This window comes from Sphingomonas silueang (assembly GCF_040049155.1).
GTDB lineage: Bacteria > Pseudomonadota > Alphaproteobacteria > Sphingomonadales > Sphingomonadaceae > Sphingomonas > Sphingomonas silueang.
On sequence record NZ_JBDZDK010000019.1, the window covers coordinates 15,581 to 36,618 of the forward strand.

The following is a 21,038-nucleotide window of genomic DNA, read 5'->3' on the forward strand; positions in this document are numbered from 1 at the left end:
GGCGGGGGGCCAGAGCCACGAACATCAACGGTCGTGATGAGCAACCCTGGACCCCCGCCTGCGCGGGGGTACGGTCGGCGCGGGAGAGGGCCGCATGACCCCCCTCTGGACCTCCGCCGCGATCGCCGCCGCGACCGGCGGCACCGCCTCCGCCGACTTCGCGGTCACCGGCATCGCGTTCGACAGTCGCGAGGTCGGCCCCGGCGACCTGTTCGTCGCGCTCTCGGGCGAGGCGACCGACGGCCACCGCTTCGTGGCCCAGGCGTTCGCGCAAGGGGCGGCGGGCGCGCTGGTGTCGCAGCCGGTCGACGGCCCGCACGTGCTGGTCGACGACACGACCGCCGCGCTCGACCTGCTCGCCCACGCCGCCCGCGCGCGCACGACGGCGCGGGTGATCGGCGTCACCGGATCGGTCGGCAAGACCGGGACCAAGGAGGCGCTGTTCGCCGCGCTCGACCGGATCACCCACGGCCACGGCCATCGCTCGGTCAAGAGCTACAACAACCACACCGGCGTGCCCTTGAGCCTCGCCCGCATGCCCGCGCAAACGCAGGCGGCGGTGTTCGAGATGGGCATGAACCACGCGGGCGAACTGTCGCAACTGACCCGGCTGGTCCGCCCCGACGTGGCGATCGTCACCACCATCGCGCCCGCCCACACCGAATTCTTCACCGGCGAGGACGCGATCGCCCGCGCCAAGGGCGAGATTTTCGAGGGGCTCACCCCCGGCGGCACCGCGATCGTGCCGTTCGACAGCCCGCACCACGGCACGCTGGTCGCGGCGGCACAGCCACATGCGGGCCGCATCGTCAGCTTCGGCCTGCGCGACGGGGCGGATGTGCAGGCGGTGGAACATGCCCGCGTGATGGGCGGCGGCAGCTTCGTCACCGCGCGGGTGGGCGAGCGCGAGGTGAGCTACACGCTCAGCCAGCCGGGCGATCACTGGGTCGCCAATTCGCTGGCGGTGCTGGCGGCGGTCGATGCGATCGGCGGCGACCTCGGCGTCGCAGGGCTGGCGCTCGCCGATCTGGAGGGACTGGCCGGACGCGGCGCACGGCGCGCGATCGCGGTGCCGGGCGGCGAGGCGCTGCTGATCGACGAGAGCTACAACGCCAACCCCGCCTCGATGCGTGCGACGCTCAAGGTGCTCGCCGCCGAGCGCGCGCCCCGCCGCGTCGCGGTGCTCGGCGAGATGCGCGAGCTGGGCGATGCGTCCGATGCCTATCACGCCGGACTGGCGGTGCCGATCGACGAAGCGGGCGTTTCGCGCGCCGTGCTGGTGGGCGCGGGGATGCTCCCGCTCGCCAAGGCGCTTGAGGGCCGCATCGAAACCGTCCATGTGCCCGACGCCGCTCAGGCGACGCGGGTCCTTGCCGACCTGTTGCTGCCGGGGGATGCGGTGCTGGTGAAGGGATCGAACGGGGTGGGGCTGGCGCGGGTCGTCGCCGCTCTCTCGGGGCAGGGCTGATGTTGTATGAAATCGCGGAATATCTGGGCTTTCCGGGTGTTCTGAACCTCTTTCGCTATCTGTCGTTCCGCACCGGCGCGGCGACGGCGACCGCGCTGTTCATCGGGCTGCTGATCGGGCCGAAGTTCATCGGCTGGCTGCGCGTGCGCCAGGGCAAGGGCCAGCCGATCCGGCTCGACGGCCCGCAGACGCACCTCGCCAAGCGCGGCACGCCGACGATGGGCGGGCTGATGATCCTCACCTCGCTCGCCATCGCGGTGCTGCTGTGGATGGACCTCGCCAATCCGTTCGTCTGGGCGTGCCTGTTCGTGACGCTCGGTTTCGCGGCGATCGGCTTCCTCGACGATTACGACAAGGTGCGCAAGGCGAGCACGGCGGGCGTCTCCGGGCGTACCCGGCTGCTGCTCGAATTCCTGATCGCGGGAATCGCGAGCTGGATCATCATCCGCCAGACCGGCACGATGCTGTACGTGCCGTTCTTCTCCGGCGTCGCGATCGATCTGGGGCCGGTGTACATCGTGTTCGCCGCCTTCACGATCGTGTCGTTCGGCAATGCGGTGAACCTGACCGACGGGCTGGACGGCCTTGCGACTATGCCGGTCATCATCGCCTCGGTCGCGTTCATGCTGATCGTCTACATGGTCGGCAACGCCAAGTTCGCCGCCTATCTCGGCATCCCGCACGTGCCGGGCGCGGGCGACCTCGCGCTGTTCTGCGGGGCGATCGTCGGGGCGGGGCTGGGATTCCTGTGGTACAACGCGCCGCCCGCCGCGGTATTCATGGGCGACACCGGCAGTCTTGCGCTGGGCGGGGCGCTCGGCACCATCGCGGTGTCGTCGCACCACGAGATCGTGCTCGGCATCATCGGCGGGCTGTTCGTCGTGGAGGCGCTGAGCGTCATCATCCAGGTCTTCTGGTTCAAGCGCACCGGCCGCCGCATCTTTCGCATGGCCCCGATCCACCATCATTTCGAGCAGCTCGGCTGGGCGGAGGCGACCGTGGTGATCCGTTTCTGGATCGTCGCGTTCGTGCTCGCGCTGGCGGGGCTCTCGACGCTGAAGCTGCGGTGATTGTCGCGCGCGCCTGGGCAGGCAAGCGGTACGCGGTGCTGGGCCTCGCGCGCTCCGGCGCGGCGACGGTGCGCGCGCTGCTGGCGGGCGGGGCGAGCGTGGTGGCGTGGGACGGCGATGCCGCCAGGCGCGACGCCATGTCTCCGTCTCCCCGTTTGCGGGGAGAGGGGGATGCTCCCCAAGCGTCATCGCCCGCGGACATCCCCCTCCACCGTCCTGCGGACGGTCCCCCTCCCCGTGCCGGGGAGGATCTGACGCTCGCCGACCCACTCTCGATCGACCTGACCGGCTTGGACGGCGTGGTCGTGTCGCCCGGCGTGCCGCTCAACCGGCACCCGATCGTCGCGCATGCGGGCGACGTGCCCGTCCTCGGCGACATCGAACTCTTCGCGCAGGCCCGCGCGGACCTGCCGCCGCACAAGGTCGTCGGCATCACCGGCACCAACGGCAAGTCGACCACCACCGCGCTGATCCACCATATCCTGTCGCAGGCAGGCGTGCCGACGCGCATGGGCGGCAACATCGGGCTGCCGATCCTCGAACAGGAGCCGCTGCCGGACGGCGGCGTCTATGTCCTCGAACTGTCGAGCTACCAGATCGACCTGACGCAGAGCCTCGACTGCGACGTCGCGGTGCTGCTCAACATCACCCCCGACCATCTCGACCGCTATGCCGGGTTCGACGCCTATGCCGCGTCCAAGGCGCGGTTGTTCGCGATGCAGTCGGCAGGGCATGCCGCGATCGTCGGCACGGGCGACGCCCCGTCGCGCGCGATCGCCGACACCCTCGGCGGCCGCGCGATCCGCATCGCCGTGCCCGATGTGCTGCCCGACTTCGGCCCCGCGCTCGCCGGACCGCACAATGCGCAGAACGCGCTGGCCGCCATCGCCGCCTGCGAGGCGCTGGGGATCGATCGCCCCACGATCGACGCCGCGCTCAGGACCTACCGCGCGCTCCCGCACCGCATGGCGCATGTCGCCGATGTCGGCGGCGTCGCCTATGTCGACGACAGCAAGGCGACCAACCCCGAATCGACCGCGCCTGCGCTCAACGCCTTTCCCCGCATCCACTGGATCGTCGGCGGACTGGCGAAGGGCGACAGCCTCGCGGCATGCCGCCCCGCCTTCGGCAACGTCGTGCGCGCCTATACCATCGGTACCGCCGCCGAACGCTTTGCCGAGCTGCTCGCCCCCGATATGGCCGTAGAGATCGCAAACACCCTCGATGCCGCCGTCGCCGCCGCCGCCGCGCAGGCCCGGCCGGGCGACACGGTGCTGCTGTCCCCGGCCTGCGCCTCGTTCGACCAGTTCAGCGATTACGAGGCGCGCGGTCGCGCCTTCGCCGCCGCCGTGGAGGCATTGCGATGAGTGCACCGAGCGTCCGCCAGCGCGTCGACACGTTGCAGGGCCGCAGCGCCCGCTCGCCGATCGGGGCATGGTTCCGCGAGGTCGATCGCGTGCTGCTGCTGATCGCGATGACGCTGATCGCGATCGGCCTCGTCGCGGTCGCCGCCGCCTCGCCCGCGTCCGCCGTGCGCTATTCGGGCGGCGACGTGACCGTGCCGCCGATGATGTATTTCTGGCGGCAGGCGGCATGGATCGCGCTCGCCTTTCCGGTGATGATCGCCGTGTCGATGCTGCCGGTCACGCTGGCGCGGCGGCTGTGCCTGCTCGGCACCGCGGTGCTGCTGCTGGTGCTGGCCGTCACGCCCATCGTCGGCGTGGAGGCGAACGGCGCGCGGCGCTGGGTCAACCTCGGCATCGGCCAGTTCCAGCCGTCCGAGTTCCTCAAACCCATGTTCATCGTGACGACCGCATGGCTGCTGTCGCTGCGCGCCAAGGACCCGCAGCTGCCGATGCTGTGGGTGACGGGCGCGCTGACCGCGGGGATCGCGGTCTGCCTGATGCTGCAGCCCGATTTCGGGCAGACGGTGATCTTCTGTGCGGTATGGGCGGCGCTGCTGCTGATCTCCGGGATACCGATCCGGGTGATGGCGCTGCTCGGGGCGGCGGGCATCGGGCTGGTCGCCGCCGCCTATACCTTCTACGGCACGGCGCGCGTCCGGATCGACGGCTTCCTGTTTCCCGATCCGGAAAGCGCCGCGACCGACAGCTATCAGGTCGACATGGCGCATGCCGTGCTGACTGCCGGCGGCATGACCGGCACCGGTCCGGGCGGCGGGCGGATCAAGTTCAAGCTGCCCGAGGCGCATACCGACTATATCTTCGCGGTGGTGGGCGAGGAGTTCGGCCTGATCGCGTGCGGCATCATCGCGCTGATCTTCCTCGCGATCGTGGTGCGGGTGTTCGTCCGCCTGCTGGACGAGGAGGATGCGTTCAAGCTGCTCGCCGCCGCAGGGCTGGCGGTGCAGTTCGGGGCGCAGGCACTCATCAACATGGCGGTCAACGTCGGCATCGCCCCGTCCAAGGGGATGACGCTGCCGTTCATCTCCTATGGCGGGTCGTCGATGATCGCGCTGTCGACGGCCATGGGCCTGCTGCTCGCTTTCACCCGCCGGAACCCGTATCTCACCCGCTCGCCCTATGGGCCGCAGCGCTGGAGCGGAGCGAAATGAGCAAACATTATGTGCTGGCAGCGGGCGGTACCGGCGGCCACATGGTCCCCGCCGCCGCCCTTGCGACCGAACTGATGAAGCGCGGCCACCGCGTCGCGCTGGTCAGCGACGAACGCGGGGTGCGCTTTCCCGACCTGTTCGACGGCGTGCAGACGCATGTCCTGCCCGCCGGGCGGCTGGCGGGCGGGCCGATCGGCTGGGCAAAGGCCGGGCGGCAGATGCTGGCCGGGCGCGCGATGGCGATCGAGCTGTACAAGACCTTCCGCCCCGCCGCCGTCATCGGCTTCGGCGGATATCCGGCGCTCCCCGCGCTGCTCGCCGCCTTTGCGCAGAAGGTGCCGACGATCATCCACGAACAGAATGCCGTGCTGGGCCGGGTCAACCGGCTGGTCGCGGGCAGCGTCGACGGCATCGCCACCAGCTATGCCGAGGTCGATCGGCTGAAGGCGAAATACGTCCCCAAGACGCATCTGGTCGGCAATCCGGTGCGCGAAAGCGTGCTGGCGCTACGCGACCGTCCCTATCCGCCGCTCGACGAGGACGGCATCTTCCGCGTGCTCGTCACCGGCGGCAGCCAGGGGGCGAGCATCCTCAGCCAGGTCGTGCCCGACGGTCTCGCGCTCCTCCCCATCGCGTTCCGGCGGCGGATGCAGGTGACGCATCAGGCGCGGATCGAGGATATCGACGCGGTGCGCGCCAAATATGCCGAACACGCCATCCCCGCGGAGATCGCGACCTATCTCCCCGACCTGCCCGACCGGCTGGCGTGGGCGCATGTCGTGATCGCGCGCGCCGGAGCCTCGACCATCGCGGAACTCACCGCCGCCGGGCGTCCCGCGATCCTCGTGCCGCTGCCGTCCGCCACCGACGATCACCAGACCGCCAACTGCCGCGAGATCACGGGGGCAGGGGGGGCGCGCGCGATCCAGCAGTCGGCCTTCACCGCCGCCGAACTCGCCAAGCAGATCCAGAAGCTCGGCCTCGATCCCGCCGCGCTGGAGAATGCGGCGGCGCGCGCGCGCGGCTGCGGCCGTCCGTTCGCGGTGCGCGACCTCGCCGATCTGGTCGAGAGCATCGATTCGCCCCCGGCGAAGATCGGCAAACCCGCCAGGACCGGCAAACCCAGGGAGGCTTTCGCGTGAAGGGAGTCGCGACCGACATCGGCACGATCCATTTCGTCGGCATCGGCGGCATCGGCATGTCGGGCATCGCCGAGGTGATGCACAATCTCGGCTACAAGGTGCAGGGGTCGGACGTGGCCGAGGGCTATGTGATCGACGGCCTGCGCGCGCGCGGCATCCCGGTGGCGATCGGCCACCGGGCGGAGAATGTGGAGGGCGTGGCGGTGGTCGTCACCTCCACCGCGATCAAGCCGGGCAACCCGGAGCGCGATCACGCCTTGGCCAACCGCATCCCCGTGGTACGCCGCGCGGAGATGCTCGCCGAGCTGATGCGCCTCAAATCCACGGTCGCGGTGGCGGGCACGCACGGCAAGACGACGACGACCTCGCTGATCGCCGCGCTGCTCGATGCGGGCGGGGTCGATCCGACCGTCATCAACGGCGGGATCATCAACAGCTACGGATCGAACGCGCGGCTGGGTGCCTCCGACTGGATGGTGGTCGAGGCGGACGAGAGCGACGGCAGTTTCCTGCGCCTCGACGGCACGATCGCGGTCGTCACCAACATCGATCCCGAGCATCTCGACCATTATGGCAGCTTCGACCGGGCGAAGGACGCCTATGTCGAGTTCATCGAGAACGTGCCCTTCTACGGTGCGGCGGTGCTGTGCCTCGATCATCCGGAGGTGCAGGCGCTGATCCCGCGCATCCGCGACCGGCGGATCGTGACCTACGGCTTTTCCGCCCAGTCCGACATTCGCGGCGTCGAGGTGACGGCGGGACGCGACGGCAACCGCTTCGACTGCGTGGTGCGCGACCGGGAGGGCAATACGCGCACGATCCACGGCATCCACCTGCCGATGGCGGGGCGTCACAATGTCCAGAACGCGCTGGCGGCGATCGCGGTCGCGGTCGAGCTGGGGCTGGACGATGCGACGATCGCGCAGGGCTTCGCCAAGTTCGGCGGGGTCAAGCGCCGCTTCACCAAGGTGGGTGAGGTCGCGGGCATGACCGTGATCGACGATTACGGCCACCACCCGGTCGAGATCCGCGCGGTGCTCTCGGCGGCGCGCGAGGCGACCGGGGGCCGGGTGATCGCGGTAGTCCAGCCGCACCGCTATTCCCGGCTGGGCGCGCTGATGGACGAGTTCGCACAGGCGTTCAACGATGCCGATGCGGTCCATGTCCTGCCGGTCTATGCGGCAGGCGAGGCCCCGGTGCCCGGCGTCGATGCCGAGGCGCTGGTCGACGGCATCCGCCTGCGCGGCCATCGCTCGGCACAGGTCGCCGCCGACCGCGACGCGCTGGCCGATGCGCTGGCGGCACAGGGGCAGGACGGCGACCTGATCGTCTGTCTCGGCGCGGGCGACATCACCAGGATCGCCGCCGGGCTGCCTGCCGCGATCCGGGAGCGGTTGGCATGAGCGACTGGTTCTCCACCGCGGTCGAGATGCAGCGCGAAATCCTGCGCGCGCAGCAGGCGCAGCTCGATGCGGCGCAGAAGCTGCTCGACAGCGCCGAGGCGCGCGACCTGTCGGCGATCGGCAAGCAGGTGGCCGATGCACAGGCGGAGGCATGGACGGGCTGGGCGCGTTTCTGGGGCATCGGAAAATGACCGGCCTGCCGCCTGTCCGGGGGCGGCTGACCCCGAACGCACCGCTCGCCCCGCTCGTCTGGTTCAAGGCGGGCGGGCATGCCGAGTGGCTGTTCGAGCCTGCCGATACCGACGACCTGTCCGATTTCCTGCGCGCGCTCGATCCCGCGCTGCCGGTGATGGGGCTGGGGCTCGGCTCCAACCTGATCGTGCGCGACGGCGGCGTTCCCGGCGTCGTCGTGCGGCTGGGCAAGCCGTTCGCGAAGGTCGCGGCCGACGGCCTCACCCTCAGCTGCGGCGGCGGGGCGAGCGGCATCCTCGTCTCCTCCACCGCGCGCGGTGCAGGGATCGCGGGCGTCGAGTTCCTGCGCTCGATCCCTGGCACGGTCGGCGGCTTCGTCCGCATGAACGGCGGCGCCTATGGCCGCGAGGTGGCCGACGTGCTGGTATCGGCCGAGGTGGTGCTGCGCGACGGCACCCGCGTCACCCTGTCGGGCGCCGACCTCAACTACCGCTACCGCCACAGCGACCTGCCCGCAGGCGCGATCGTCGTTGCCGCCACCTTCCGCGGCGAACCCGGCGAGCCACAAGCCATCCAGGCCGAGATGGACCGCATCGCCGCCGCCCGCGAAGCCTCGCAACCGCTGCGCAGCAAGACCGGCGGCTCGACCTTCAAGAACCCGGACGGGCACAAGGCATGGGCGCTGGTCGATGCGGCGGGGTGCAGGGGCCTTCGCAAGGGCGACGCGCAGGTATCGGAAAAACATTGCAACTTCCTGCTCAACACCGGCCAGGCCACCAGCGCCGATATCGAGGCGCTGGGCGAGGAAGTCCGGGCCAAGGTGCTTGCCGCTTCGGGCGTGACCCTCGAATGGGAAATCCAGCGGGTGGGGGTGGCGTGAACGGACGCATCCATCCCCACCCGTTCGGTTCGAGCAGCTTCGAGCGAAGTCGAGAAGCGCCCGTCGAGAACGCGCGTACCACCATCACCGCCTTCTCGACTTCGGGTCTCGACATGCTCGACCCTGCGCTCGAAGCGAACGGATGTATCAGGACAGCAAAGGAACCGACCGCGTGACCCACCCCCTTCACATCGTCGTCCTCATGGGGGGCTGGTCGTCCGAGCGCGAGGTGTCGCTGATGTCCGGCGCGGGCGTCGCCGCCGCGCTCGAATCCCTCGGCCACCGCGTCACCCGCATCGACATGGACCGCAACATCGCTGCCCGCCTGGCCGAGGCGAAGCCCGACCTCGTGTTCAACGCGCTCCACGGATCGCCGGGCGAGGACGGCACGGTGCAGGGCATGATGGACCTGATGGGCCTGCGCTATACCCATAGCGGCCTCGCCACCTCGGTCATCGCCATCGACAAGGTGCTGACCAAGCAGGCGCTGGTCCCCGCGGGCGTCCCCATGCCCGGCGGGCGGATCGTGCCGACGCAGGAACTGTTCGAGCGCGATCCGCTGCCGCGCCCCTATGTCCTCAAACCCGTCAGCGAAGGATCGTCGGTCGGCGTCGCGATCGTGACGGACGAGAGCAACTACGGCAACCCGATCGCCCGCGATGCGCAGGGGCCATGGGCCGAATTCGACGAACTGCTCGCCGAACCCTTCATCCGGGGCCGCGAACTGACCACCGCGGTGCTCGGCGACCGGGCACTGGGCGTCACCGAACTGAAGCCCAAGAGCGGCTTCTACGATTACGACAGCAAATATACCGATGGCCTGACCGAACATGTCTGCCCCGCCGACATCCCCGACGAGATCGCGCAGGCGTGCATGGCCTATGCCGTCACCGCGCACCGCGTGCTGGGGTGCAAGGGCGCGTCGCGCACCGACTTCCGCTGGGACGACGAGCGCGGGATCGACGGGCTGTTCGTCCTCGAAACCAATACCCAGCCGGGCATGACCCCCTTGAGCCTCGTTCCCGAACAGGCCCGCCATGTCGGCATGTCGTACGAGGCGCTGGTCGGCTGGATCGTCGAGGAGGCGATGCGATGACCCAGACCACGCGGCGCGTCTCGCAGAGCCGCACCGTCAAGCCCAAGCGCCGGGTCCAGCCCAAGCGCCCGGTCCGCGCCTCGGTCCTCGATCAGGCGGTCGCGGCGCTGCCGGGCGGCGCGGCCACCGCGCGCCGCATCGTCGGCTGGAGCCTGACCGCCGGGGCCGCCGCCATCGCCCTCGCGCTCGCCAACTGGTTCGGCCTGTTCGGCGCGATCGGCGTCGCGGCGGCGGAGGCGGTGGGTGCTGCGGGCTTCCGCGTCGAACAGATCGAGGTGACCGGGCTCAAGCGGATGGACGCCACCTCGGTCTATGCCGTGGCGCTCGACCAGCGTTCGCGCGCGATGCCGCTGGTCGATCTCGACGCCACGCGGCAGAAGCTGCTCGACTATGGCTGGATCGCCGACGCCCGCGTCTCGCGCCGCCTGCCCGACACGCTGGTGGTCGACGTGGTCGAGCGCGATCCCGCGGCGGTGTGGCAGAACAAGGGCCGGCTGATGCTCATCGATTCGGGCGGCGTGCTGCTCGACGGGGTGCAGCCGGGGCGGATGCCGCGCCTGCCGCTGGTGATCGGCGAGGGGGCCAATGCGCAGGAGCCCGCCTATCGCAAGCTGATGGCCGCCGCGCCCGCGCTCAAGCCCGTCGTGAAAGCTGCGGTATGGGTCGGGAACCGAAGGTGGGATCTGGTGTTTAACACCGGGGAGCGTCTGGTCCTGCCCGAAGGGGAGGGCGATGCGGCACGCGCGCTGGTGAAGTTCGCGCAACTCGACGGGACGCTGGGGCTGCTCGGCAAGGGCTATGAACGCTTCGACCTGCGCGATCCGTCCAAGCTGGTGGTGCGGATGAAGTCCGCCAAGCCGCTGGACGCGGAGGATTCGGGCGAGGCGACGGGCGGAAACACGGCGGCGGCGATGCTGCCGGACGTGGGCTGACGGGGGTAATCGAAGGGGGCAGACATGGCGAAGGCGGCACCGGAAGGGCTCATCACCGCACTCGATATCGGCACGTCGAAGGTGTCGGCGCTGATCGCGCGGGTCGATGACGATGGCGAACTGACCGTGCTCGGCACCGGCCAGCGCGAAAGCCGGGGCGTCAAGCGCGGCTATATCGCCGACATGAAGGCGACCGAGACGGCGGTGCGCGAGGCGGTGGAACAGGCCGAACGCATCGCAGGCTTCAATATCGAGGACGTGTGGGTCAGCTTCTCGGCGGGCGGCCTCGTCTCCGATATCGTCAAGCTCGAGGTTGATCTCGGCGGCCACCGCGTCGAACAGTCGGATATCGATGCGCTGCTGAAGGCGGGTCGCAATGCGATCGATCCGGGGCAGCGGATGGTGCTCCACGCGCAACCGATGCGCTACACGCTCGATGGCCTCGGCGGGGTGAAGGAGCCCAAGGGGCTGCACGCCGATCGCCTCGGCGTGGAAATCCATGTGGTGGCGACCGAAGGATCGCCGGTGCGCAACCTCGACCTGTGCGTCCGCTCGGCGCATCTGGAGACGAAGTCGATCGTCGCGGCGCCGGTCGCCACCGGCCTCGCCTGCCTGTCGGAGGAGGAGCGCGAACTGGGCGTCGCGCTGGTCGAGATCGGGGCGGGGATCACCAATGTCTCGGTCTTCGCCAACGGGGTGCTGACCGGCCTTGCCTCGATCGCGATGGGGGCCAGCGACATCACCGACGACGTGGCCTCCGCCTTCGGTACCAACCGCGCGCAGGCGGAGCGGCTGAAATGCTTCTACGGATCGGCCAACATGTCCCCGCGCGACAATCACGACATGATCGACGTCGCCCCCGTCCGCGCCGACGAGGATGCCGAGGGCACGCGCATCACCCGGGCGCAGCTGATCGCGGTCATCCGCCAGCGGCTCGACCGGCTGGTCGCTGAAATCAGCAAGGAGCTGCGCCGCCTGCACTTCGACGATCCGGTCGGGCGGCAGGTGGTGCTGACCGGCGGCGGCGCGGAGCTGAAGGGCATCGCCGACTATGCGCAGCAGGCGCTGGGCCGCCCGGTCCGGGTCGGGCGGGCGCGCGGCCTTGCGATGCTGCCGGAGGCGCATGCCGGGCCGGGCTTCGCGACGCTGGCGGGCCTCGCCATGTTCGCCGCGTCCAACCCGGTCGACCTGCGCACGCTGCCCTCGGGCGGGCAGATCGTGTCGCGACCGACCACCGGCGCGTTCTTCCAGCGATTGTGGACCGCCTTTCGGACGAACTATTGACTTTTTGTGTCTTTTCCCCGGCCGGGGACTAGGATCGCCCCCCGGCTTGATGCACAACCCTATATTGGATTTACTCCCGGTGCCGACCGGGACAGGGAGATCGAGTGATGAGCATTGAGTTTCTGGCACCCGACGTGGACGAACTGACCCCGCGCATCACCGTGATCGGTGTCGGCGGCGCGGGTGGCAACGCCATCGCCAACATGATCCGGGCCGAGGTGCAGGGCGTCGAGTTCCTCGTCGCGAACACCGATGCGCAGGCGCTCAAGCAGTCGTCCGCCCCGCAGCGCATCCAACTGGGTGCCAAGATCACCCAGGGGCTGGGCGCGGGCAGCCGCCCCGAAATCGGTCGCGCCGCCGCCGAGGAGACGATCGAACAGGTCCAGAAGAGCCTCGACGGCGCGCACATGTGCTTCATCGCCGCGGGCATGGGCGGCGGCACCGGCACCGGCGCGGCCCCGGTGATCGCCAAGGCGGCGCGCGAGATGGGCATCCTGACCGTCGGCGTCGTCACCCGTCCCTTCGCCTTCGAGGGCAAGCGTCGCGCCAAGTCGGCGGATGCGGGGATCGAGGAACTGCAGAAGTACGTCGATACGCTGATCGTCATCCCGAACCAGAACCTGTTCCTGATCGCCAACGCCAACACGACCTTCAAGCAGGCGTTCGAGATGGCGGACGAGGTGCTGCAACAGGGCGTGCGCGGCATCACCGACCTGATGGTCATGCCCGGCCTCATCAACCTCGACTTCGCCGACGTGCGTTCGGTGATGCAGGAGATGGGCAAGGCGATGATGGGCACCGGCGAGGCCGAGGGCGACAATCGCGCGATCGAGGCGGCGCAGCAGGCGATCGCCAACCCGCTGCTCGACGGCGTGTCGCTGAACGGGGCCAAGGGCGTGATCGTGTCGATCACCGGCGGCGACGACATGCGCCTGCTGGAAGTGGACGAGGCCGCGAACCACATCCGCGAACTGGTCGACGACGACGCCAACATCATCTGGGGTTCGGCGTTCAATTCCGAACTGGAAGGCAAGATCCGCGTCTCGGTCGTCGCGACCGGCATCGAGGACGAGGCACCGTCGAAGGCGGTGCCCGCCCCGGCGCAGGCCGAGCCGACCCGCGCGTTCAGCTTCAACGCCGCCGCACGCCGTACCCCTGCCGCCCCGACCCAGGCCGCACCGGTCCAGCAGACCCCGGTACAGCCCGCGCCGGTCGCGCCGAGCGGTGCCGCCGCCGAGCATCTCCAGGAAGCACCCGCGCCCGCGCCGCTGGACCGGTTCCCGCAGGGGGTGGTGCAGCCGTCGGTGTCCGAACGCATCGTGCCGCATTCGACCTATGACGCCCCGCCGCAGGCCGACGAGGACGAACTGGTGCTCGGCGCAGACACTGCCGCGCCGGCGCCGATCCCCGCGCCCACCCCGGCGAGCGACTTCGGCGCGCAGCCGAGCCAGGCCCGCCGCCGCTGGCTGAACCCCGAAGTCCCCGCCGAACCCGCCGCCCGCGAAGAGGCTCCCCCGGCGCGCAAGCCCGGCGGCACCTTGTTCGAGCGGATGGCCAATGCGGGTCGCGCCCCGGCCCGCGGCGGCGACGACAAGGAACCGCTCGACATCCCGCGCTTCCTGCATCGCCAGAACAACCAGTAACCAACTGCAAACGCACCACAGGGTGCGTGCCAACATCGGGCCGTCCCGCGCGAACTTTCGCGGGGCGGCCCGTTCCGTTGACGGGCTGGAGCGTGTCGGGCGCGACCCGGATCGATCGATGTTCCGCTGACGCCGTCGCGGAATTGCGCCGGTCGCTGACACGGACTCCTCTGCGAAAGCGGTGTGCCCGACCCGAAACTTCCCGTACCCCGGCGGAGGCCCGCGTCCAGTCGGGCTGGCATTTCGATGACTCGCCGCCGTCCCCCAACCGGGCCCCGGCCTCCGCCGGGGTACGGGAGGGAAGCTTTCGCAGACCAATTTCGGAAGGGGAGGCGGAGGCAGGGCGGCCCACGCCGGAATGTCACGTTCGCCAACGGGCGACGCAGAGCCGAACGTCCGGGCCGGTCAGTGGCAGGATGAATCCTGAACGATAATCAATAACTATTATAAAACAACATTATATAAAGCAAATCTTACGGTATGAATGAAGATATCGGCCGCCCGAACAGGTCCCTTCCGCGCAACCTTCGCCAACTTCCGCCCGCCGTTCGTCGCCTCTACCGCCCGCTTCGTCGCCGATCCTTGCCGCCGACATTCCCCGTTCAGCGCCCGCATGATTAAGCGGGCAGGCTCATGACCCGATTCCCATCGCTCCGCGGCACCCTGCTGTTGCTGGCCGCCACCTCGCCGCTTCCCGCCGTCGCGCAGGAGGGCGCGATCGTACAGCCGCTGACGCCCAACGCCGATCGCCTGTCCGAACAGATGCGCGTGCTGGGCCGCAGCCCCAACGACCTGTCGGCGCTGATCGAGGCCGGGCGGTTGAGCGGCAAGCTCGGCGATGTCGATGCCGCGATGCAGTTCCTCGCCCGTGCCGAAAAGGTGTCGCCGGGCGATCCCCGCATCCGCGCCGCCCGCGCCGCGACGCTGGTCGGCATGGAGCGCCCCGGCGAGGCGCTGGCACTGTTCGACCAGGCGGAGCGGGCAGGGGTGGCGATGGCGCCCTATGCCGCCGAACGGGGTCTTGCCTATGACCTGCTCGGCCATACCGCCAACGCCCAGCGCGACTATCGCCTCGCGCTGACGCAGGGGCCGGACGACGAGATCACCCGGCGGCTCGCGCTGTCGCTGGGCATCGACGGCGATGTCGCCGGGGCCACCGCGTTGCTCAACCCGCTGCTGCGGCAGAACGACCGCGCGGCATGGCGGGTGCGTGCCTTCGTGCTCGCGATGGCGGGCGATGCGGCGGGCGCGGACCAGATCACCGCCAGCATGCTCCCGGGCTTTTCGGCCAGCCTCTCGCCGTTCTTCCGTCGGCTCCCGCAGCTGTCCGCCGCCGACCGCGCCTTCGCCGTCCATTTCGGACGGCTCGCGCCGACGCCCGAGCGGATCGCCGACGCCCGCTTCGCCCCGACCGTGGTGCCGGTGCCGCGTGCCGCGCCGCCGGTGGCGGTCGCCGCCGCCGCGCCGGTGCAGCAGCAGCCTGCCGCCCGCCGCGCGCCCACCGCCACGGAACGCCGCGCCGAGGCCCGCCGCCAGGCCGAGGTCGCGCGGCAGGCGCAACTGGCCGAAGCGCGTCGTGCCGCCGATGCCCGCGCCGCCCAACTCGCGAAGGCGCAGGCCGACGAGGCCGCCCGCCGCACCGCGCTGGCGCAGGCCGAGGCCCAGCGGCTGCGCGACGCGCAACAGGCCGAAGCCGCCCGTTTGGTCGAGGCGACCCGGCAGGAAGCGGTGCGCGTCGCCGCCCGGCAGGCCGAGGAACGCCGCATCGCCGCCGAGGCGCTGGCCGCCCGCGATGCCGCCGCCGCCGCAGCGCAGCCCGCGCCGCCGGTACAGGTCGCCGCCGCCCAGCCGCCGGTCCCGGTCCGGATCGTCGAGCGGGCACCCGAGCCGGTCGCGAGCCCGACCGTCGCCGCCGCCCCCGAACCGGTGGCGATCGCCGCTGCCTCGCCGCAGCCGGGGTTCAGCGCGGTTCCGGCCGGATCGAACGCTGCGGCCACCGTCGCCGCGCGCAGCGCCGCGAACGACGAGGTGTTGGCGCGCATCATCCGCAACCTCGACATCCCCGCCGCCGAATTGGGCATTGCGCCGCCGCCTGCGCCTGCCGCCGCCGCGCTCCCCACCGCGGGAGAACAGGCAGCGGAGGCACAGGCCGCCCGCGCCGCCGCGCTGAAGGCGGAGGCCGACGCCCGCGCCGCCGAACGCGCCGCCGCCGCGAAGAAGGCGGCGGAGGCGAAGAAGCTGGCCGATGCGAAAAAGGCCGCCGAAGCCAAGAAGCTGGCCGACGCCAAAAAGGTCGAAGCCGCCGCCGAGGCGAAGAAGGAAGCACTGGCCAAGAAGGCCGATCCGGTGCGCCACTGGGTCCAGGTCGCGGGCGGCGCGAACGTGGCCGACCTGCCCAAGGCGTGGAAGGCGCTTGCCGCCAAGGCACCGGCGCTGAAGGGACGTCAGGCGTGGACCACGCCGCTGCGCTTCACCAACCGGCTGCTCGTCGGCCCGTTCAAGACCGATGACGAGGCACAGGACTTCGTCAACACGCTGCGCAAGGCGGGCCTGTCGACCTTCGCCTTCACCAGCGAGGCGGGGCAGAAGGTCACGCGGGTACCCATATCGTGACCCGCGCGACCTATGCCGCCGATCCGGCGGCGCACGGCGGGCGGCTGCATGCCGAGCCGGGCGACGCGACCCGCGGCCCCCGCGACGCATTCCAGCGTGACCGCGACCGGATCATCCACTCGATCAGCTTCCGCCGCCTGCGTCACAAGACGCAGGTGTTCATGGCCCCCGACGGCGATCACTTCCGCGTCCGGCTGACCCACAGCCTCGAGGTGGCGCAGATCGGGCGGGCGGTGGCGCGCACACTGGGGCTGAACGAGGATCTGACCGAGGGGCTGTGCCTTGCGCACGACATCGGCCACCCGCCGTTCGGCCATGCGGGCGAGGATGCGCTGGAAGCGGCGATGGGCGGGCAGGGCGGCTTCGACCACAACGGCCAGACGCTGCGCACGCTGACATGGCTCGACAGCCCCTATCCGTGCTGGCGCGGGCTGAACCTGACCTGGGATACGCTGGAGGGCCTTGCCAAGCACAACGGCCCGATCGCGGCGCCCGGCTGGGCATTGCAGGCGGCCGATGCGGCGCACGACCTGCGCCTGAACGAATGGCCCTCGCTGGAGGCGCAGGTCGCGGCGATCGCCGACGACATCGCCTATGACAACCACGACATCGACGACGGGCTGCGCGCCGGGCTGCTGACGCTCGACCAGTTGCTGGCGGTGCCGTTCGTGCGCGCCGGATGGGATGCGGTGCGTGCGCGTTTCCCCGATGTGGCGCCCCGGCGGCTGGTCGGCGAACTCACCCGGTCGCAGATCGGGACGATGGTCAACGACCTGATCGCCGAGACGCGCCGCCGCGTGGCCGACGCAGGGGTCGAAACCGTCGCCGACGTGCGCGCGGCGGGGCGCTGCCTCGCCCATTTCTCGCCCGAGGTCGCCGAACAGGAACGCAGCCTCAAGCGGTTCATGTATGCCAACCTCTATCATCACCCCCGTCAACTCGCGGCGGCGGAGATGGCGCGGCAGGTGGTGGCGGGGCTGTTCGCGGCCTATCACGCCGATCCGGCGGCGATGCACGACGGCTGGCGCGCGACGCTGCCCGAGCCGGAGCCGGAACGCAGCCGCCACATCGCGGACTATATCGCGGGCATGACCGATCGCTATGCCATCCGCTGCTACCGCGAGGTGGTGGGGCCGATCGACCTGCCCGAAGGGTTCTGACGCGCGGGATAGGCATGCGGCTCCCTTTCCGCTAAGCGGCGCGGTTCATTCAACCGACCGGAACCGCCATGACGCTGTACCCCCGTTTCTTCGCCCATCTGGACCGCGCGCTCGACACGCTCGTTGCGCGCGGGCAGCTGCCGGAGGGCTTGGAGCGACGCGCGATCACCGTCGAGCCGCCGCGCGACACGAGCCATGGCGACCTGTCGACCAACGCCGCAATGGTGCTGGCCAAGCCCGCCAGGACCAATCCGCGTGCGCTGGCCGAACTGCTCGCCGCCGAACTGGGCGGGCTGGCCGAAGTCGCGAGCGTGGCGGTGGCGGGGCCGGGGTTCATCAACCTGACGCTGACCGACGATACATGGCGTGCAGAACTGCGCGCGATTGCCGAGGCGGGGGCGGGCTATGGCCGCTCGAGCGCTGGCGCGGGGCAGGTGGTGAACATCGAATATGTCTCCGCCAACCCGACCGGGCCGATGCACATGGGCCATTGCCGCGGCGCGGTGGTGGGCGATGCGCTCGCCAGCCTGCTCGAATGGAACGGCGCGAAGGTCGTCCGCGAATATTACGTCAACGACGCGGGCGGGCAGGTCGCGGTGCTCGCCCGCTCGGTCCACCTGCGCTACCGCGAGGCGCTGGGCGAGAGCGTGACGATCCCCGAGGGGCTGTACCCCGGCGACTATCTGGTGCCGGTGGGGCAGGCGCTCGCCGCCGAATTCGGCGATCGGTACGTGACCGCGCCCGAGGACGAATGGCTGGTGCTGTTCCGCACCCGTGCGGTCGCGGCGATGCTGGCGATGATCCGCACCGACCTGAAGCTGCTGGGCATCGAGCATGACATCTTCTCGTCCGAGGCCGAGCTGCAGGCGGCGGGCAAGCCCGAGGCTGCCGAGGCATGGCTGCGCGAGCGCGACCTCGTGTACGACGGCGTGCTGGAGGCTCCCAAGGGCGAGACGCCCGAGGACTGGGAACCGGTCGAGCTGCCGCTGTTCCGCTCGACGAAGTTCGGCGACGATCAGGACCGCCCGATCAGGAAGTCGGACGGCAGCTGGACCTATTTCGGCGCCGACCTCGCCTATCATTTCCAGAAGGCGCAAGGGGCCGACCAGCTCATCGACATCTGGGGCGCGGACCACGCCGGCACCGTCAAGCGGATCGTCGCGGCGGTGCAGGCGCTGACCGAAGGCAAGACCCGGTTCGACGTGAAGCTGGTGCAGATGGTCCGCCTGTTGCGCGGCGGCGAGCCGGTCAAGATGTCGAAGCGGGCGGGAAATTTCGTCACGCTGGCGGACGTCGTGAACGAGGTGGGCAAGGACGTGGTGCGCTTCACCATGCTGACCCGCAAGGCCGATGCGCAGATGGATTTCGACTTCGCCAAGGTGATCGAGGCGTCGAAGGACAATCCGGTATTCTACGTCCAATACGCCCATGCCCGCGTCCATTCGCTGGCCCGGCGTGCGGCGGAGGCCGGGATCGCCGCGACCGACACCCCCGACCTGTCCCGTCTCGATACGGTCGAGCTGGCGCTGGTGCAGCGCGCGGCGCAGTTTCCGCGTGTCGTGGAAAGTGCGGCGGGGGTGCGCGAACCGCATCGGATCGCCTTTTATCTCTATGACTTGGCCGCCGAGTTTCATGCCGCATGGAACCTCGGCAACGACGATCCCTCGCGCCGCTATCTCCGGATCGACGATCCGGCGCTGACGCAGGCGCGGCTTTTCCTCGCGCGGCAGATCGGGCAGATTATCCGCAACGGTCTCGCCATCATGGGGGTCGAGGCGGTCGAGGAGATGAAGTGATGGCGGACGGTTTCGCAGCTGGCGACACGGATCAGGATCGCCTGCCGTGGCTGGAAAGCGCGGACCCGGAGCCGGAGCCCGCACCGCCGGTGTGGCGCACGGTGCTGTTCGTCCTGATCGGGCTGCTGAGCGTCGCGGCGATCGCCTTCGCGCTGCTGCGGCATCAGGGTGCGCCGACCGCCAGCGGGACGGGCGACGTGATCGCCGCGCCCGCCGGGCCGTACAAGACGAAGCCGCAGGAAGCCGACGGGATGAAGGTCGCGGGCAACAGCGATACCGCCATCGCCACCAGCGAAGGCGCGACCAACAACGCTTCGGTCAACCTGACCGCCGTGCCCGAAGCGCCGGTCGAGGGTAGCGTCGTTGCGCAACCCACTCCGCTGGCGCCCCCGACCAGCGGTGCCGGACGGGTCGAGGCGGCGGTGCCGAGCGCCGCGCCCCGCCTTGAAGCACGCGCTCCGGCAAGCGCCGCTCCGGCGACGGCCAGCCCCGGGGCAGGCGGGTCGGTGGTGCAGCTCGGCTCCTTCCCCAGCGAGGGCGCGGCCAACGGCGCGTGGAACCAGCTGTCGCGCCGCTTCGCCTATCTCGCCCCGCTCGGCAAGTCGGTGCAGGCGGCGGAGGTCAAGGGCCGCACCGTCTATCGCCTGCGCGTCAACACCGGCAGTGCGAACCAGGCGGGCGACCTGTGCGGCAAGCTGAAGCTGGCGGGCGAGAACTGCTTCGTCGCGCGCTGACGCGGCGGTTGTGAGCGACGGGCGGTTGCGGTAGCGATCCTGCGATGAAGCCCGTCATCTTCGGCCTGTCCGGCCCGTCGCTTACGCCCGCCGAAGCGGACCTGTTCCGTGCCGCCGACCCGCTCGGCTATATCCTGTTCGCGCGCAACTGCGTGGATCGCGGCCAGATGCGCGCGCTGACCGAATCGCTGCGCGACCTCTCGGGCCGCGCCGATGTGCCGATCCTGATCGACCAGGAAGGCGGACGGGTCGCGCGGATGCGACCGCCCGAATGGCCCGCCTTTCCCGCACCCGCCGCCTTCGCCGACCTGTACGCGCGCGCACCGTCGTCGGCGATCGCCGCGGCGAGGGCCAATGCGCAGGCGATCGGCGCGATGCTGGCGGCGGTCGGCGTGAACGTCGATGCGCTGCCGCTGCTCGACGTGGCGCAGCCGGAGACGACCGCCGCGATCGGCGACCGGAGCTTCGGTGCGGACCCGATGCAGGTCGCGGCGCTGGGCCGCGCGACGCTCGACGGGCTGGCGGCGGCGGGCGTGGTCGGCATCGTCAAGCATATGCCGGGGCATGGCCGGGCGCGGGTCGACAGCCATCTCGAACTGCCACGGGTAGCGGCGAGCGATGCCGAGCTGGAATCCGACATCGCGCCGTTCCGCACGCTGGCGTCCGCCCCGATGGGCATGACCGCGCATGTCGTGTTCGAGGCATGGGATGCGGAACGCCCGGCGACGCTCTCGCCGCATGTCATCGAAACGGTCATCCGGGGCCGCATCGGTTTCGACGGGCTGCTGATGACCGACGATATCGACATGAAGGCGCTGTCCGGTACCGCGGCGGACAAGGCGGCGGCGGCGATCGCGGCGGGGTGCGACGTGGTGCTCGATTGCTGGGCGCGGATGGACGAGATGGCGGCGATCGCCGACCGGCTGGACGACATCGCGCCTGCCGCGCGCGCGCGGCTCGGCCGGGCGATGGCATCGATCGGGGCCGTGGATCGCACGCCGCTCGCCGAGTTGATCGACACGCGCGACCGGTTGCTGGCGCTCGGCTGAC

At 70.4% G+C, this 21,038-nt stretch carries 18 protein-coding genes; all 18 read left to right on the forward strand.

Going from position 1 to position 21,038, the window contains the following annotated elements; genetic code table 11:
* Positions 1-94: 94 nt before the first annotated feature.
* Entirely contained in the window at positions 95-1,468 is a 1,374-nt protein-coding gene (locus ABLE43_RS15930) for a UDP-N-acetylmuramoyl-tripeptide--D-alanyl-D-alanine ligase (protein ID WP_348979366.1), read from the forward strand.
* Entirely contained in the window at positions 1,468-2,538 is a 1,071-nt protein-coding gene (mraY, locus tag ABLE43_RS15935; RefSeq protein ID WP_348979367.1) for a phospho-N-acetylmuramoyl-pentapeptide-transferase, read from the forward strand. The genes ABLE43_RS15930 and mraY overlap by 1 nt, the downstream gene beginning before the upstream one ends.
* Entirely contained in the window at positions 2,535-3,905 is a 1,371-nt protein-coding gene (gene murD / locus ABLE43_RS15940) for a UDP-N-acetylmuramoyl-L-alanine--D-glutamate ligase (RefSeq protein WP_348979368.1), read from the forward strand. The genes mraY and murD overlap by 4 nt, the downstream gene beginning before the upstream one ends.
* Positions 3,902-5,113 carry an FtsW/RodA/SpoVE family cell cycle protein gene (locus ABLE43_RS15945; RefSeq protein WP_348979369.1) on the forward strand — a complete coding sequence of 404 codons (1,212 nt, stop codon included), beginning with the start codon at positions 3,902-3,904 and terminating at the stop codon, positions 5,111-5,113. Before murD ends, ABLE43_RS15945 begins: the two co-directional genes overlap by 4 nt.
* Positions 5,110-6,255, forward strand: coding sequence for an undecaprenyldiphospho-muramoylpentapeptide beta-N-acetylglucosaminyltransferase (gene murG / locus ABLE43_RS15950; protein ID WP_348979370.1), 1,146 nt, complete (start codon positions 5,110-5,112; stop codon positions 6,253-6,255). The genes ABLE43_RS15945 and murG overlap by 4 nt, the downstream gene beginning before the upstream one ends.
* The gene (gene murC / locus ABLE43_RS15955; protein ID WP_348979371.1) at positions 6,252-7,658 is read left to right on the forward strand and encodes a UDP-N-acetylmuramate--L-alanine ligase; all 1,407 of its coding nucleotides are present in this window, start codon (positions 6,252-6,254) and stop codon (positions 7,656-7,658) included. Before murG ends, murC begins: the two co-directional genes overlap by 4 nt.
* Positions 7,655-7,849, forward strand: coding sequence for a hypothetical protein (locus tag ABLE43_RS15960; protein WP_348979372.1), 195 nt, complete (start codon positions 7,655-7,657; stop codon positions 7,847-7,849). Before murC ends, ABLE43_RS15960 begins: the two co-directional genes overlap by 4 nt.
* Complete coding sequence (murB, locus tag ABLE43_RS15965; protein ID WP_348979373.1) at positions 7,846-8,730, forward strand: UDP-N-acetylmuramate dehydrogenase; 885 nt, start codon at positions 7,846-7,848, stop codon at positions 8,728-8,730. The genes ABLE43_RS15960 and murB overlap by 4 nt, the downstream gene beginning before the upstream one ends.
* On the forward strand, positions 8,727-8,906 hold the full coding sequence (locus ABLE43_RS15970; protein WP_348979374.1) for a hypothetical protein: 180 nt from the start codon (positions 8,727-8,729) through the stop codon (positions 8,904-8,906). The genes murB and ABLE43_RS15970 overlap by 4 nt, the downstream gene beginning before the upstream one ends.
* Before the next feature lie 26 nt (positions 8,907-8,932).
* Complete coding sequence (locus ABLE43_RS15975; protein ID WP_425475281.1) at positions 8,933-9,826, forward strand: D-alanine--D-alanine ligase; 894 nt, start codon at positions 8,933-8,935, stop codon at positions 9,824-9,826.
* Positions 9,823-10,758, forward strand: a complete 936-nt coding sequence (locus ABLE43_RS15980) for a cell division protein FtsQ/DivIB (RefSeq protein WP_348979376.1) — start codon at positions 9,823-9,825, stop codon at positions 10,756-10,758. The genes ABLE43_RS15975 and ABLE43_RS15980 overlap by 4 nt, the downstream gene beginning before the upstream one ends.
* A gap of 24 nt (positions 10,759-10,782) precedes the next feature.
* A complete protein-coding gene (gene ftsA / locus ABLE43_RS15985; protein ID WP_348979377.1) occupies positions 10,783-12,042 on the forward strand; it encodes a cell division protein FtsA in 1,260 nt (419 codons plus the stop codon).
* A gap of 107 nt (positions 12,043-12,149) precedes the next feature.
* Positions 12,150-13,685, forward strand: coding sequence for a cell division protein FtsZ (gene ftsZ / locus ABLE43_RS15990; protein ID WP_348979378.1), 1,536 nt, complete (start codon positions 12,150-12,152; stop codon positions 13,683-13,685).
* A 633-nt stretch (positions 13,686-14,318) separates the two neighbouring features.
* Positions 14,319-16,298: an SPOR domain-containing protein gene (locus tag ABLE43_RS15995; RefSeq protein ID WP_348979379.1), complete on the forward strand. Its 1,980-nt coding sequence runs from the start codon at positions 14,319-14,321 to the stop codon at positions 16,296-16,298.
* The gene (locus tag ABLE43_RS16000; RefSeq protein WP_348979421.1) at positions 16,292-17,458 is read left to right on the forward strand and encodes a deoxyguanosinetriphosphate triphosphohydrolase; all 1,167 of its coding nucleotides are present in this window, start codon (positions 16,292-16,294) and stop codon (positions 17,456-17,458) included. The genes ABLE43_RS15995 and ABLE43_RS16000 overlap by 7 nt, the downstream gene beginning before the upstream one ends.
* Positions 17,459-17,526: 68 nt before the next feature.
* A complete protein-coding gene (gene argS, locus ABLE43_RS16005) occupies positions 17,527-19,254 on the forward strand; it encodes an arginine--tRNA ligase (RefSeq protein ID WP_348979380.1) in 1,728 nt (575 codons plus the stop codon).
* A complete protein-coding gene (locus ABLE43_RS16010; protein ID WP_348979381.1) occupies positions 19,254-19,988 on the forward strand; it encodes an SPOR domain-containing protein in 735 nt (244 codons plus the stop codon). The genes argS and ABLE43_RS16010 overlap by 1 nt, the downstream gene beginning before the upstream one ends.
* Positions 19,989-20,032: 44 nt before the next feature.
* Positions 20,033-21,037 (forward strand): beta-N-acetylhexosaminidase, encoded by a 1,005-nt coding sequence (gene nagZ / locus ABLE43_RS16015; RefSeq protein WP_348979382.1) that lies wholly within the window; start codon positions 20,033-20,035, stop codon positions 21,035-21,037.
* The last annotated feature ends 1 nt before the right edge of the window (position 21,038 follow it).